This window comes from Bacillus sp. TL12 (assembly GCF_022625245.1).
Lineage (GTDB): Bacteria > Bacillota > Bacilli > Bacillales > Bacillaceae_G > Bacillus_A.
Map to the genome: position 1 here is coordinate 49,708 of NZ_JAJJBY010000013.1, position 15,848 is coordinate 65,555.

The 15,848-nt window shown below is 35.4% G+C and carries 9 protein-coding genes; 5 read left to right on the forward strand and 4 right to left on the reverse strand.

Annotated elements, in window-relative coordinates; genetic code table 11:
• Nucleotides 1-62: 62 nt before the first annotated feature.
• On the forward strand, nucleotides 63-431 hold the full coding sequence (locus LOK41_RS14335) for a hypothetical protein (protein WP_241817129.1): 369 nt from the start codon (nucleotides 63-65) through the stop codon (nucleotides 429-431).
• 376 nt (nucleotides 432-807) lie between these two features.
• On the opposite strand, the gene LOK41_RS14340 is transcribed toward LOK41_RS14335, so the two are convergent.
• Together LOK41_RS14340 and secA2 are read right to left on the reverse strand one after the other, a co-directional pair.
• Entirely contained in the window at nucleotides 808-1,689 is an 882-nt protein-coding gene (locus LOK41_RS14340) for an accessory Sec system S-layer assembly protein (protein WP_241817130.1), read from the reverse strand.
• A gap of 14 nt (nucleotides 1,690-1,703) precedes the next feature.
• Complete coding sequence (gene secA2, locus LOK41_RS14345; RefSeq protein WP_241817131.1) at nucleotides 1,704-4,067, reverse strand: accessory Sec system translocase SecA2; 2,364 nt, start codon at nucleotides 4,065-4,067, stop codon at nucleotides 1,704-1,706.
• Between the two features lie 657 nt (nucleotides 4,068-4,724).
• Between secA2 and LOK41_RS14350 the strand changes: the two genes are divergently transcribed.
• The 4 genes from LOK41_RS14350 to LOK41_RS14365 all read left to right on the forward strand — a co-directional run bounded on the left by LOK41_RS14350 (nucleotide 4,725) and on the right by LOK41_RS14365 (nucleotide 12,674).
• Nucleotides 4,725-6,245, forward strand: a complete 1,521-nt coding sequence (locus LOK41_RS14350) for a putative polysaccharide biosynthesis protein (RefSeq protein WP_241817132.1) — start codon at nucleotides 4,725-4,727, stop codon at nucleotides 6,243-6,245.
• A 196-nt stretch (nucleotides 6,246-6,441) separates the two neighbouring features.
• Entirely contained in the window at nucleotides 6,442-7,548 is a 1,107-nt protein-coding gene (gene csaB / locus LOK41_RS14355) for a polysaccharide pyruvyl transferase CsaB (protein WP_174101989.1), read from the forward strand.
• A 162-nt stretch (nucleotides 7,549-7,710) separates the two neighbouring features.
• On the forward strand, nucleotides 7,711-9,561 hold the full coding sequence (locus LOK41_RS14360) for an S-layer homology domain-containing protein (RefSeq protein ID WP_481748813.1): 1,851 nt from the start codon (nucleotides 7,711-7,713) through the stop codon (nucleotides 9,559-9,561).
• 527 nt (nucleotides 9,562-10,088) lie between these two features.
• Nucleotides 10,089-12,674, forward strand: a complete 2,586-nt coding sequence (locus tag LOK41_RS14365) for an S-layer homology domain-containing protein (protein WP_241817133.1) — start codon at nucleotides 10,089-10,091, stop codon at nucleotides 12,672-12,674.
• 108 nt (nucleotides 12,675-12,782) lie between these two features.
• On the opposite strand, the gene patB1 is transcribed toward LOK41_RS14365, so the two are convergent.
• Both patB1 and LOK41_RS14375 read right to left on the reverse strand, forming a co-directional pair.
• Complete coding sequence (gene patB1, locus LOK41_RS14370) at nucleotides 12,783-13,973, reverse strand: secondary cell wall polysaccharide O-acetyltransferase PatB1 (RefSeq protein ID WP_241817134.1); 1,191 nt, start codon at nucleotides 13,971-13,973, stop codon at nucleotides 12,783-12,785.
• A gap of 24 nt (nucleotides 13,974-13,997) precedes the next feature.
• Complete coding sequence (locus LOK41_RS14375; RefSeq protein ID WP_241817135.1) at nucleotides 13,998-15,413, reverse strand: MBOAT family O-acyltransferase; 1,416 nt, start codon at nucleotides 15,411-15,413, stop codon at nucleotides 13,998-14,000.
• Nucleotides 15,414-15,848: the final 435 nt, after the last annotated feature.

Consider the following 15,848-nt stretch of genomic DNA (forward strand, 5'->3'; position numbering starts at 1 on the left):
TTGAAACACGATGTGCTATCATAAAAGTGGGGACTATTTTTTAAAAGTTAGGAGAGAGTTTGATGTACAAACAGTTACCACACAATGTGAAGATGGGTATTACACGTTCAATTACTACTTCTTTTACAGAATACATGAAATCAATCGAGTGGGATGTAGAGAAATTTGATATGCAACAATTTGTTGAACAGTGGAAACAGTATTTGTATACAAAATCAAAGTGGATTAAGCAAATTGATGAGGATGTAAAAGAAGATCCAAGTTTTCATCAAGAGTTAGCAAATCGGATAAATGAAAAAATTAGTCAGTTACTTCAAGAAGAACCGACAGATGAGCAACTACAATTGCTTCAGGTACAGCATATGCAAATTAAAGAATCACTTTGTAAATTAGAAGCACAATATCAAATTGATCGTTTAGTAGCGAAATGAAATTTTACATATGAAAAAGAGCCTGTTTGGTAAGGGGCTATCACTTTACCAAACAGGCTCTTTTGTTAATATATATTCAACTTGATTTTCCAACATACATCCATTTTGCTTTTTAAGCACCTAAGTCGCGGCTATGAAAACAAAAGAGGATCTCCACTCGCTTTCTCCTTTTGTTCTCACTTGGCATGGGGCTAAAAAAGGCACTGACCGCTTCTATGCATGGCCGGATGCTCGCTCCCATCTAAAAAAAATGGTTTAATGTTAGTTTTTTAATTTGGATTTATCCCGTAAAAGCCCGATTGGTGAGGGCTGATAATCAGTGGGGGATGAAGAAAACCCCCACTGATTAAAGTTTCACTTTATATAGATTACTATATTATCCTTGTGGGACAACCACAGACCAAGTAGTTATATCTATCTCTTTCTTTAAAACAGAAGAGGCTGGGAATATAAATGCCCATGGCTTTGTTGTATTTGCTTTTACTTCAAGGTTTGGTAATGTAAAAGCCCCATTTGCAATAACTTCTTCAGAAGCATCTAGAATTTGAAGAGGAAGCTGCTCAAGTTCTATGCTATGGGAAAATCCATTTCGGATTAGGATTGTTACACTTAGGTCACCATTTTCTTGATGCGTTGCTTGTAATCCTAAGAAATTGATTTCGTCTTCAGCAGGAGGTGTTAACCCTTCTGCAAAATCTCGTAGTTCGTCTTTGCTTTCTTTAGATAATTGTTGTTCCCATGTTGGATCCAATTCGAATCGATGTAGTTCTCCTAAATCAAATGCTAATTGCCAATCTGCTTGGGAGAGGGGGGCCTCTGTTATTGTTTCTTCTTCAAATTGAAATACCCATGGCATATTGGTGTTTGCGGGTATATTACCAAGTACAGAAAGATCAAATGTTTTACGTGCACATAATTGTTCTTCATTATTAAATAGAAGTAATGCAACTTTTTCAAAGTTAATCGGTTTGGAAATGGTGCTTCGCAGAAAAGCAGCTACATGATAGGCACCATCGCGTTTTTCCACGTCAATTCCAGATAAAGAAATTTGGTTTTCTTTTAAACTAGGTAAATCTTTATGTAAAAACTGATAGATATATTTGTGTTCGATTGTAACTTCTCCCCAAGAGGGATGGAAGTATAATGTAGGTTTTACATTTGTATGTTGAGAAGTTGTCTCTTCTTGTCCAAATAATTGATCTTCAGAAATGACTGTATCTTTTCCTTTTTTCTTTGCTTTTTTGAAGAATGATAACATGAAAGTTCACCTCATTATACGTTTTGTGGAACGGTTAAATGCCGTGCAACATAAAGGCACATTTCTTTTTCAAAATTGCTGTATGTGTATAAGAAAATGTCGAGACCTTCCTTTTGATAAATACGTGTTGGATCTTCTTGTTGATATTGTCGTAATCCGATGCCTTCTTTTAAATTATGCATCGCATCTAAATGATTTACCCAGTTTTGATCGATGTAGTGTAATCCTACTTGGCGCAATGCTTGCTGCAGTTCTGTATGATCATTTAGTACGCGTACTTTGGTCAGATAACTTGAAATCGAATCTTTTAATAGATTGTTTAATTCTTCGATCGAATTAACGGTGTTTTCTGATAATAGTGGTAGTTCTTCTGTTGGCATAATAGATTGTAATTCTTCTGTTAATGCAATGAAATTCCATTCTTCTGGAACCATACCTTCTAGCAGATGTTTTTTTCCGATCGAATCGATTGTATGCTCTATCATTGGAGTTGTAATTTCTATCATATTTGTTTCTTCATGTAAGAAATGATTGCGAAGTTTATAGATTACATTCCGCTGATCATTAATCACATCATCTAGTTTTAAATTGTATTCACGAATTGAAAAATGACTTCCCTCACAAAGCAGTTGCGTACGGTTTATAAAATCATGTACTTTCGGAGTAAGGATAAGTCCTTTATCATCTGTTTTTAATGATTTCTTTAATTTTTCCACATCTTCTTGAGCAAAGCGCTGAAGCATATCATCTTCTAATGAAAGGAAAAATTGTGAACTACCAGGGTCACCTTGTCTACCAGCCCGACCTTTTAACTGGTTATCAACGCGCCGGGATTCATGACGTTCTGTCCCGATAACATGTAGACCTCCAAGTTCTGGAACACCGTCTTCTAATAAAATATCGGTACCACGACCAGCCATATTTGTAGCGATTGTAATTTGGCCTTTTTGTCCAGCTTTTGCAATTAAATCGGCTTCTTGTTCTGCGCTTTTTGCATTTAGTAACTGGTAGGATAAGTTTGCTTCATCTAAATAACGAGCTGCCAGTTCAGACTGCAAGATGGACATCGTTCCAATTAATATTGGTTGTCCTTTTGTATGTCGCTTTATAACCTCTTCACGTACTGCCGTATATTTATGATCAGTAGTCATATAGACTAGGTCTTTTAAATCTTCACGGATGACAGGGCGGTTCGTTGGAATCGGGATAACGTCCATTCCGTATACACGATTAAACTCTTTTTCCTCTGTTTTCGCTGTGCCTGTCATTCCAGATAGGGCAGGGTACATACGGAAGAAATTTTGGATTGTAATGGATGCATATGTTTGGTTTTCTTCGGTGATTTCCAAACCTTCTTTCGCTTCAATTGCTTGGTGTAAACCATCGCTTAATGAACGCCCATCCATCACGCGGCCTGTAAAAATATCAACGAGCATAATTTTGTTATCATGTACGATATAGTCAACATCACGTTGGAACGTAACATGTGTACGTAATGATTGAATCATATAGTGATATAAAGTTTGATGCTCAATGTCATATAAGTTATTAATATCAAATAAATCTTCAATTTTTGTAATACCTTCATCTGTAAAGCTAGATGATTTCGTCTCTGCATCGTACGTATAGTGAACAGTGTCTTGAAACGACTTAATTACTTTCGCACATAAATAATGTAATCCAGAACTGCTGGATTTTTTGCCGGCGATAATTAGAGGTGTTTTTGCTTCATCAATTAAGACACTATCAATTTCATCAATAATCGCGAAATGATAAGGGCGTTGTACTTGTGAGGATGATGAAGCTTCCATATTATCTCTTAGATAATCAAAGCCAAATTCTGTTCCGATGCCGTATGTAATATCAGCCTCATAGGCACGTTTCTTTTGGATAGGCTCAATATCTGGAATATTTAATCCGACTTGTAAGCCGAGAAATTCATGGACTTGGCCGATTAGTTCTTTATCACGTTTTGCTAAGTAGTCATTCACTGTAATAACGTGCACACCTTTTCCTTCTAGAGCACGTACATAAGATGGCAAGGAAGAGACAAGTGTTTTACCTTCTCCCGTAGGCATTTCTGCAATATTTCCCTCTAATAATACAAGTCCACCAATAAGTTGTACGTCATAATGGCGTAATCCGAGCACACGCTTCGCTGCTTCACGAACGATGGCAAATGCTTCTACTTTTATATCATCAATTGTTTTCCCATTTTGAAGCATCTCTTTGAAACTAGTAGTTTTTTGGCGTAATGCCTCGTCAGATAGTGCTTCTATTTGCGGTTCAAGTGCATTAATTTCATCAACAAGTAGTTCATATTTTTTTAGCTTACGTTTTTGTGAATCCCCTAATATTTTTTTGAACGAATTCAGCATGCTATTACACCCCTCTTACTGACAATAGCTTCATTATAGCACATGTTTCTAAGGAATAAGTAGAAGTAGTAAATAGAAGAAAAATATGGTAATTAACATCATTAAATGTAAATATTGCACTTTTAAATTGATTTTTTATTTTTGATGTATAAAAAAGAAAGAGAGTATTCAATATATAATAAATTTGTTATGATAATTTAATGAGATAATGAAAAAATGGCATAAAACATTTCTTTTTGGGTTGGAGAGAGGATCCAGCCATGGATAGAAGCGGTCAGAGCATTTTTTAGTTCCATGCCGTGTGAAACCAGAAGGAGAGAACGAGTGGAGATCTGTTTTTGTTTTTATAGCCGCGATTTATATGTTGGAAAGTCGAGATGGATATATAGTGAAACCGGCATACCCTCTTTTTTAGGTTGGAGAGAGGATCTAGAGCTATGGTCAGGGTCTTTGTTAGCCCCATGTCATATTAAAATAAAGAGATAAAACGAATGGAAATCCGCTTTTGTTTCTATGGCGGTGATGTATATGCCTGCAAATCAAGATGGATAGATAGTTTTTGTGAATATATACGAAGAAGGAATAAAATATATTTCAGATTTCAATATGGTTCTACATGAATTTAGAATATACGTATAGAAAGAAAAGAGAAGAAATATGAATAAAAAATTTGTAAAAGGGGCAGCCATTTTAACGATTACAACCTTTCTATCGAAACTGTTAGGAAGCTTCTTTCAAATTCCTTTGCAAAATATCGCAGGAGATGAGGTGCTTGGTATTTTCAGGCTTGTTTTTCCTGTGTATATGATAGCCCTAACTTTATCAGTAGCAGGAGTGCCTCTTGCAATATCAAAGTCAATCGCAGAACGTAATGAACAAAATGATCGAGAAGGAATCGCTAAATTATTTAGGTCTGCTTCTATTATAGGTGTTATATTTGGAGCGTTAGGCTGTGTGATTATTTTACTATGCTCAAGTTCAATCGCAGAGATGCTGGGGGGACAAGAGACAAGATTAGCATTAGTTATTACATCATTTGCACTTCTAATTGCTCCGTATATGGCAGTATATCGTGGGTATTTTCAAGGGTTTGGTGACATGGTTCCAACTGGAGTTTCACAAGTAATTGAACAATTTGTTCGCGTATTCTTTATGCTGACAATTGCCTATCTATTTGTGACTTGGAATAAAAGTAGCAGTGTTATAACTGGTGGAGCGATGGTGGGTTCTTTTCTAGGAGTTATTAGTTCGCTCATTTATTTAAGAGTGAAATATATAAAAAGCTCGTATTATTATAAGAAAATAACGTATTCACTTCAAGATTTAAAAAGAGATGGAAAAAAGATACTCAGTGTATCAATTCCAATTGCTATTGGAGCATTATCAATGCCGCTGTTAAATTTGATTGATTCTGTAACGATTCCACATGCGCTTGATGGAACTGCAAGTACGATTCAAACGCAGTACGGTATTTATAGTCGCGGCTTTGCATTTACACAATTAATTGTTGTATTTTCTAGTGCGATTGTATTTCCACTAATCCCGTTATTAACATCTGCTTTAACAAAGAAAGATATGAAATTAGCGAAAGAGGCGGTGCAGCAAACAAATAAACTTGCGCACGTTATAACAACGCCAATGACAGTATGGCTTATTGCATTAACAGTACCACTCAATATTGGTTTGTTTACAGATGCAAAAGGAAGCGGCATGTTAGCAGTTATAATTGGAAGTTCGTATTTCACCTCTTTTATGGTACTATCAATAGGCATTTTACAAGGCATCAATCGTTCTATGCAGGCTGCATGGATTGTCATTGGGGCAAGCGTTGTGAAGGGATTGTTAAACCTTGTACTCGTTGGAAAGTTTGGAATAGACGGGGCGGCATATAGCACGCTTATCATATATATAATGATTTGCACTATAAATTACGCCTATATTAGAAAGTATCTTACTTATTCGATAAAAATTGGGGGATTTTTATCCGTAATCATTATATCTTGTATATTTGGAATAGGATTGTATGAATTAGCTACTATAATAAATGTAACAACTTCACGTTTTATCGCATTGCTGTATAGTTTCATTGCATTAAGTGTTGTATCACTTTTATATATGATTTGTGCGCTGAAATTAAACTGGATATCAAGAGAGCGAATTCCATTTTTGCGTAAATAAAGTGAAAGTAAGGAATGTGCAATGGAAATAGTAATGTAAGTGATAGCGTAGCAGTAAATTAGAACGGATTTATTATAGAGAAGTATTTCAATTCTTTTATGTTATAGAGAGAAAAGTTGTAAGTTACCCAATCTCTTGTAATGAGAGATTGTTGGCAATTTGTAAGTTGATTGCGAAATGTTGGAGGAGATTAAGCGTGCGGTTAGTTTTATCAGGATATTATGGTTTTTATAATGTTGGGGACGAAGCAATTTTGCAATCAATTATTAAAGCATTGCATGATGAGGAGCCTAACCTTGAACTTGTTGTACTTTCAAATGACCCTGACTATACAAAGAAAATGTACGGTGTCGAAGCAGTAAACCGCTGGGATATAAGAGCGATTTATAAAGAGATAAAAAAGAGTGATGGACTGATCAGTGGGGGCGGAAGTCTTCTTCAAGATAAGACTAGTATTAAAAGTATTTTTTATTATACGGGTATAATGCGTCTGGCGCGCTTTCTGAAGAAACCATATTATATTTATGCACAAGGAATTGGTCCGATTACAAAGAGGCAGAACCGCCTATTAGTAAAATGGCATGTATCGAAAGCGCAATATATATCTGTACGTGACGAAGACTCTTTTTTATATTTAAAAGAAATCGGTATAAAGAAAGATGTTGAAGTTGTTCCAGATCCAGTACTAGCTTGTAATTGTGATGTGAAATCAAACTGGTTGCAAAAGCATTCTGTGCAAGGGAAAGTAATTGCAGTTAGCGTACGGTACTGGGATGCCAAGGAAGACTATATGAGAAAATTAGCTGAAACGTTGAAAAAGTTTAAGCAAGAAGGGTATGATATTTTATTTGTACCTATGCATGGACCATTTGATCAAAGTGCATCACGAGATATTATTAATTTGATGGGAACAGAGGCACATATGCTCCCATATAAAATGGACGTTCATGAAAAAATAGCGATTTTATCGGAGTGCTCTCTTCTAATTGGGATGAGGCTTCATGCTCTTATTTTATCTGCAGTAGCAAACACACCGATGATTGGTATTTCATATGATCCAAAGATAGACTCCTTCTTACAGCAAGTAAATCAACCGATTATCGGTAGTGTTGACGGAGATTGGAGCGAAGAAACCTTATATAACATGGCAGCAAAACAATTGCATCAAAAAGAGGCTGTGAAGTTTGCATTAGAGCAACGAGTAATCGAACTGCGTGTGCAAATTTCAAAAGCATCTAAACATATTATTCAGAATTTAAAAGAAAGAGAATGCCCGAAAAGAAAGGTGAAAGCCAACTCTTAGAGGGCATCCTCTTTTTTTATTCACAAATGAATGTCATTTCGCAAACGTTATAGCAATATATAGCGTTTCGATTTTCGTTTATTTTGAGAATGTAGTTAGTATATAATTTATAAGTCAATAGATATATGAGTTTGATAGTTTATAAGAAAGAGGAGGATAACAGTGAAGCGAGTTTCAAAACATATGATTACTTTCGGATTGGTAGGATCGCTACTTAGCTATCCGATATCTAGTTATGCAGCAACAGATGATATAACGGGCCATTTCTTTGAGAGGGACATACGTGTTTTAATTGATAAAGGTGTGATGGCCGGATATGGAAATGATACATATTTACCAGATAAAAATGTGACGAGAGCAGAATTTGCGGCGTTTTTGGCAAGAGCATTACAACTTCCGAAAGCTGATTCACATTTCGATGACGTACCAGCAACATACATTTTATATGATGGAGTAAGCAAAGCGGCTGGTGCAAAAATTATTCATGGTCGCGGAGATAATACATTTGATCCAGATGCGAATGTAACTCGTGAAGAAATGGCAATTATGGTAAAAAACGCATTAGTCTACAAAAATATTAAAGTGCCATTAGCACCGTTAACATTTGTAGATAAAGAACAAATTATGTATCCAGAATTTGTTCAATTTGTCGTAGGTGCAGGAATCATTGCAGGATATGAGGATCACACATTCCGCCCAAGTCTTCCTGCGACAAGAGGAACAGCGGCGGCATTTATTAACCGCATGATGCAAGTGATTGAAAATGGGAAAGTGACAGATACAAATGAAGCATTCATACTTACAAATGTAAATCAAAATGGTGAAGAGCGTGAAGCTGGGCGTTATCAATCTTATGCTGAAGCAGTAAAGCAGGCACAAAATACAGGTGTAACGGCTGTAAAGCATAAAGGCGAGTTTGTCTGGATCAAAGATGGATTTGCAGTAGCGAAGAAGATAGAGGGAAATACGATTAGTTTATATAATAGTAGTAAAGCTTATGTTAATTATTTCCAGTACGGTACTGAATTTAAAGTATTGCAAGTTGAGGGGGATTGGATAAAAGTGCAAACCTCTGATTATAATGGCTATTATGTAAAGAAAAATGAAGTTACATTATATCCTACTGGAACGATGAAGCCATCTTATTATTATGTGAAATCAGATGGTTACTTATATCATAAATATTATTCCTACTATTCTGCTACCCCTAGTTACATAGATTATAGATATGGAAAAGCACCATCATTTATAAAACCTGGACAGCAAATGTATAGTGTAGACGGTAAGACTTTTGGGAATGAAACATTCTACCAATATTTCAATTATCTATCGTTAAGAAGTAAAACAAGCTATACAGCAGAAGAACTTGATCAATATGTAAAATCAATAAAACCCGATTCTCCATTGATTGGTTTAGGAGCGAAATTTAAAGAAGTTGAAAGTAAATATCATGTAAATGCTCTATTCTTATATGCTTTAGCAGTACATGAGAGTAATTATGGAATGAGTGAATTAGCAAGGGAAAAGAATAACTTATTTGGATTACGAGCAACAGATGATAATCCGTTTGGTAACGGGTTACAGTTTAATAGTAAAGAAGATTGTATCGAATACGTAGCGAAAGTGTATATGAATGAAGGATATTTAAATCCGTCGCACTGGCGTTATGATGCGGCATATACAGGGAATAAAGCATTTGGTATTAACTCGAAGTATGCCTCAGATCAATATTGGGGAGCGAAAGTAGCTGGGCATATGTCCCGCTTTGATTCTTCTTTAGGTGAGAAAGATTATAATAAATATAAACTTGCACGCATCGTAAAAAATGCAGAAGTAAAACGACTGCCAAGTACTGATGGTAGCAAACTTTATCAAGTTCGCCAAGGTGCAGCTATAACGGTTATTGGTGAAGAAATTAGAAATGGACAAGCATGGATAAAAGTCATTTCAGATGACCCTTCCGTAGCAGCTGCGTATATTGCCAAAGAGAATGTTGAATATGTAAACCACTAAAAACAGGTAGTTGTAACTACCTGTTTTTCATTTTGGTTACAATGTAAATTTTGTGTAAACTTAAAATGTTTTTCGCTGTAAATCATGAAAAATGGTAAATTATGTCGAAAGTAAAGAAACAATGTCAAAACTAGTCTGAAAATTACATGTATTGTAGAAAACCAGTTGGAATTCATAAAGGTTTTTTATGCTACAATTTCCATTGTGAAGATAAAATGTTAATATATTCCTAAATTAAAGTAAAAAAATGCATTCAATTAACAGAATCATAAGAATCTGTCGAATTTTCTTTTGATAAAACGCTTGTAACAAAACAAATGCATGTAGTATTATGAACATGTTTCAACAATATGGTAAAAAATACTATTATTACTATAATAGTTATTTTATTCCACATTGTATTTGTTTATTAATATCAGTATTCATATTAATTTTCTTGGATTTACGGCTTGATAGTTTGTGAGTAATTAGTTTTCAAATTACATATTATGAAACTAGTGTATATTCCTAAAGGGGGAAATAACAGGATGGCAAAGAATAATTCTTACAAAAAATTAATCGCAGGTACAATGACAGCAGCAATGGTAGCAGGAGTTGTATCTCCGGTTGCAGCAGCAGGAAAATCGTTCCCAGACGTACCATCAAATCACTGGGCTGCTGAATCTATTGATTATTTAGTAGGTAAAGGCGCTATTACTGGTTTACCAGATGGTACATTTGGTCCTACTCAAACAATTGATCGTGCATCTGCAGCAACAGTTTTTGCGTTACTTTTAGATTTACCAGTTGACGAAAATGCCCAACCATCTTTCAAGGATTCTAAAAATCATTGGGCTTCAAAATATATTGCAGCTGTAGAAAAAGCTGGCATTATTAAAGGTGACGGTAAAGAAAACTTCTACCCAGGAGGAAAAATTGACCGTGCTTCTTTCGCATCAATGCTTGTAAATGCTTATAGCTTAAAAGAGAAAGTAAACGGCCCATTAGTTACAACTTTCGATGACATTAGAGGACATTGGGGAGAAGAAAAAGCTAATATCTTAATCAACCTAGGTATCTCTAAAGGTACTCCTAATGGTTGGGAGCCAAATAAATCTGTAACTCGTGCAGAAGCTGCTCAATTCCTTGCACTAACTGATAGCAAATATGCAAAACCAGATAACAGCAAGGCAAACGTACAAAGCGTGACTGTTTCTGAACCTACAAAATTAACATTAACAGGTACTGGTTTAAATAACCTTTCAGCTAGCGATGTAACTCTTGAAGGAGACAAAGCGACTGGAATTGAAGCAACTACAGACGGTACATCTGCAGTTGTAACACTTGGCGGTAAAGTAGCTCCAAACAAAGATCTTACTGTAAAAGTAAAAGATCAATCATTTAAAGTGAAATTCGTATACGAAGTTAAGAAATTAGCTGTAGAAGAACTTACATTTGATGACGATCGCGCTGATCAAGCAGTTGTCTTCAAATTAAATGACGAAAAAGGTAACGCTGATGTTGAGTATTTAAACTTAGCAGGTCATGACGTCAAATTTGTTGCAAACAAATCAGACGGTACACCAGCACACATCTTTGAAGGTGGATCAGCAGAATCAACTACTGGTAAACTTGGAGTGAATATCCCACACGGTAGTTACAAAGTAGAAGTACAAGTTACGAAAAAGGGCGGCTTAACAGTTTCTAACACTGGTACCATTACAGTGAAAAACCTTGATGCACAAGCTACTGCAATTAAAAATGTTGTATTTGCAGTAGATGCTGATAAAAATGGTGTCGTATACGGTAATGGACTTACAGGAAAAGACTTTGCACTAAACAGCAAAACATTAGTTGCTGGTGAAAAAGCATCACTTCAAAGCGTTGTTGCGACAATTGCTGGTGAAGACAAAGTGGTTGATCCACTTTCAGTTCAGGTGAAATCTTCAAATCCTGGAATTATCTCTGTTGTAAACAACTACATTACAGCAGAAGCAGCTGGTAAAGCAACAATTACAGTGAAAGTGGGCGATGTAACAAAAACATTCGACTTCACTGTAACAACTGATTCTCGTAAACTTGCAAACGTAAAAGCAAATCCAGATAAATTACAAGTTGTTCAAGATAAAGCATTACCTGTAACATTTGTAACAACTGACCAATACGGCGATCCATTTGGTGCAAACTCTAGTGTAATTAAAGAAGTTCTTCCAAAAACAGATGTTGTTAGCCAATTAGATGTTGTAACAACTGATGAAGGTTCAATTGGTAAGAAAACTGTATCTATTACAGGTAACAAAGTCGGCGAAGGCACAATTCACTTCCAAAATGCGAATGGTGACACATTAGGATCACTATACGTAAATGTTAAAGAAGGTAACGTTGGCTTCAAAAACTTAGAACTTGTTTCAAACTATGGTAACTACGGTGCATCACCAAACACTACAGTTGACCTAAATGTTTCAAATACAGTTGCATACCAATTATCTAAATACACTTCAGAGCGCGTATACTCTGATGCAGAAGATTTAACTGGTTATGAAGTAGAATCTAAAAATGAAGATGTAGCAACAGTTGCATTTAGCCAAGATAAAAAATCATTTATCGTAACAGCTAAAAAACCAGGTAAAGTGGATGTACACTTAACTAAGAATGGTGCAACAGCTGGAAAAGCAACAATCGAAGTTGTTCAAGAAACAATTGCTATCGATTCTGTTAACTTCAAGCCTGTAGAAGTAGAAAACTTCGTTAATAAGAAAATTAACATCAACACTGTATTAGATTTAACAGCAAGTGATGCTGATGATATTGTTAATGGCATCAACTTAACGAAAGAATCACAACATAAAGTACGCGTTGTGAAAGCTGGAGCAGAACAAGGTAAAGTTTACCTTGATAGAAACGCAAACGCTGGATTCGATCAAGGTGATGTATCACTTGGTTATGTAACTGCTTCTGCAACAAGCGATTCTAAGTTTAATAACTTCAGCAGTGATATCTATAATACTTTAACGACTCAATACACTGATAAAGGTACAATTGTCTTCAAAGTATTAAAAGATAAAAACCAACCAACAACTGAGTACGGTTCAAAAGCTGTAACAGTTAACGTTCTTAACAACCAAAAACAATAATTGCATAATTGTTTTATAAAAAGAAGCCTCGTGTAAGTCATTTACACGGGGCTTCTTTCTGAGGTGAGAAAAACCCTTTCGAATATTTCGAAAGGGTTTCTTGCATTCTTACTTTTTAAATTTATACATTTCACCACTTAAATTAGAGTCGCTATAGACAAACAATACCATGTTGATATGATTGTCTTTAATATATTGGTATATATCTTTTTCATGATAGTGACGCAAGTCAAGGATTGATGTTCGTTTGAAATTTTGAGCAAGGTGCGGTGCAATTGCATTTGCAAAGGAATCTTTTAAAATTAACGCATGTACATCGTTAGGTGCCTTATTATTTTCAAAAATAATTTCTGGGTAATCACCTGTGTAATATCCTGCATAGGATGTTGTATCTTTTTGTTTATCTACACCGTATATTTCGTCTAGTGTACGATAGGCTACACCAGTTGAATCTTTAGCAGTTACGCTTGTAAAATGAAATCCGTCTTTCGGTGTGTAATGACAAAGTTTTTCTCCAGTTGCGTCAATGAGTTGATACAATTGATTGTTAAAGCTACCAATGAGATGTTTGTTTTTTGCACATGTTCGTGTATAATCTTCCGCTTTTATTTCTTTTCCTTTATATATAGAAGATTCTTGGTTAATTGTATCCATAATATATTGATAACCTTGAAATGCACTGTCCATATTCCAGTGATGGTCGGTTTTAAAGTACATGTTTTGTATTTCTTTTTGCGTATAGTTTTGCTCGAAATATTCCATCATTTTAATTGGTGTTACGCTTGATGGGAGTTTTTTGAGAAAATAATCTAAATTTTCCTTCGCATATGTTTGGATATGAGAAGGTAACTTAAATGATAATGCATTTGTTTTTGATGGTGGTAAAGCAAAGTAAAATTCAATGTTTTGCTCTTTTAGAAATTGTGATAATTCTTCTACCGCAGGCATGGATTGATCAATTTCAGTATATTTTGGTGACCATGCTGGGTTTTTTAATAACCATTGATCATTTGTTAAGATAATATCGTTAATGAGCGACTTGTTCATAGAAATTTGAGCAAGTGTATAGTCTTTAATGAGCTCATCTCTTCCGATTAATTGATCGTTTGTATATGTTTCGAAATCTTTGAAAAAGCTGCCTGATTTAACGGCTTGCATTGTTAAATCAGGTTTTTGAGCAAGAGGACGATTTTCAACAGCTGAAACCGTCCGATCTGCTTTTAGGTAAGAAAGTATACCAAACGAAAAGATAATGGAGAGAAAACCGATGCATAGAAGTATATTTCCTATTTTTTTCATAAATGCTTTTCCTTCCTTATCCGGTTAGAATCTGAAATAAATAAATGGATTATACGTTGAATTAACAAGGTACATAATTGAAAGCATAAATAACGTCAGTAACAATAATGGACGTACAAATTGAACGGTAACGACATGTACTTTCTGTGAAAGTTCTATCACGTGTTTCATCCAATTTATAATTGGTGTTGCTACTAAAAAGGCGATGATAAATATAGCGCCGTATTCGTGTATATAAAGCGCTGTATTTGCGTCTGTGAGCGGTTGGTGCTGCAGGCCGAACATTGCTTGTAAGTAGTTAAAAGAGTACGCAAAGTTATCGGCACGGAAAAAGACCCAGCCAATCATAACGATGACGAGTACATACATATGTTGCAGTGGCCACCATAATTTACGTAATACTTTTTCTAAGCCTGCTTTTTCTAGTGAAATCAATAGTCCGTAGTACAACCCCCAGGCAATAAAGGTCCAGCTTGCTCCGTGCCATAAACCTGTGAGTCCCCAAACGATAAATAAATTTCGGTAGTTAGCTAGTTTTGAGACGCGATTTCCACCGAGCGGGATATAGACATAATCGCGAAACCATGATCCAAGTGTAATATGCCATCTTCTCCAAAATTCAGAAACCGATTTTGCGATGTATGGATAATGGAAGTTACGCGGAAAATCAAATCCAAATATTTTTCCTAAACCAATCGCCATGTCCGAGTAACCTGAGAAATCAAAGTAAATTTGAAGCGTATAGGCAATAATTCCAATCCAAGCTGTACCGACGCTAAGTTCAGAAGGAGGCATAGCGAAAATTTTGTCTGCCACAAACCCAACTTGGTTCGCAATTAATATTTTTTTAGCAAGTCCGATAATAAAAATTTGAATTCCTTCTGCAAAACGTTCAAAAGAATGAACACGCTTCTTAATTTGTTCCGCAACGATATTATAGCGGACGATTGGTCCAGCAATCAGCTGCGGGAAAATCGAAATATAGAGTGCTAAGTTCAGCGGATTCTTTTGTACGTCGCCATCTTTACGATAAATATCAATAACATAAGACATTGCTTGGAATGTATAGAATGAAATTCCGATTGGTAACGGAATCGGCTCTACATGAAGCGATAGGTGCAATGTTTGATTTAAAATATCAATGAAAAACGTAATGTATTTAAAGTATGAAAGCAATAAAATATTGCCGATAATAGCTATAATTAAAAATGTAACTTTCATATTTTTACGTGTATCATAGTGATGTACAAGTAAACCAAATACATAGTTTAATACGATGGAAAAGAGCATTAACAATACAAAGCGTGGTTCTCCCCATGCGTAGAAAATTAAACTAGATGCTAGTAGTACAAAGTTACGTAACTTTGTTGGTACGATAAAATAGAAAAGTAATACAATAGGTAAAAAGATAAATAAAAAAACGGAACTACTAAATACCAAAAGACTCTCCTCACTTTTTGCGAAAATGTATCCCTATACAAATAACTGTAATGATCCCCCCGTTGCTAGATGGTATATTCGTCTTTCAAATTGTTTATATTCTCTCGTGACACAATATATCTATTATATAGTCTTTTTCTGAATCGTGTATTTATAGATGAAAAAATTCTATAATAGGAACGCAAAATTTTTATCCCGCATTAACGGGCAGTAAGACCCCCACCTCAAGATTCAGAGAGAAACGAGGAAGATAGGTGGGGGATCAACTGCCCGTAAAAGCCCGATTGGTGAGGGCTAATAATCAGTGGGGGATGAAGAAAACCCCCACTGATTAAAGTTTCACTTTATTGGAAGGAAAGTATATACATATAAAATTTTTAGATGGGAGAGAGGATCCGCTCATGCATAGAAGAGGTTAAACCTTTTTTAGTCCCA

What these genes read in the sequence shown, in the direction of transcription:
- secA2 (WP_241817131.1), bottom strand. Translation starts at nt 4,067, where the DNA reads ATGCTGAATTCGTTCAAAAAAATATTAGGGGATTCACAAAAACGTAAG.
- LOK41_RS14335 (WP_241817129.1), top strand. Translation starts at nt 63, where the DNA reads ATGTACAAACAGTTACCACACAATGTGAAGATGGGTATTACACGTTCA.
- patB1 (WP_241817134.1), bottom strand. Translation starts at nt 13,973, where the DNA reads ATGAAAAAAATAGGAAATATACTTCTATGCATCGGTTTTCTCTCCATT.
- LOK41_RS14340 (WP_241817130.1), bottom strand. Translation starts at nt 1,689, where the DNA reads ATGTTATCATTCTTCAAAAAAGCAAAGAAAAAAGGAAAAGATACAGTC.
- LOK41_RS14365 (WP_241817133.1), top strand. Translation starts at nt 10,089, where the DNA reads ATGGCAAAGAATAATTCTTACAAAAAATTAATCGCAGGTACAATGACA.
- LOK41_RS14350 (WP_241817132.1), top strand. Translation starts at nt 4,725, where the DNA reads ATGAATAAAAAATTTGTAAAAGGGGCAGCCATTTTAACGATTACAACC.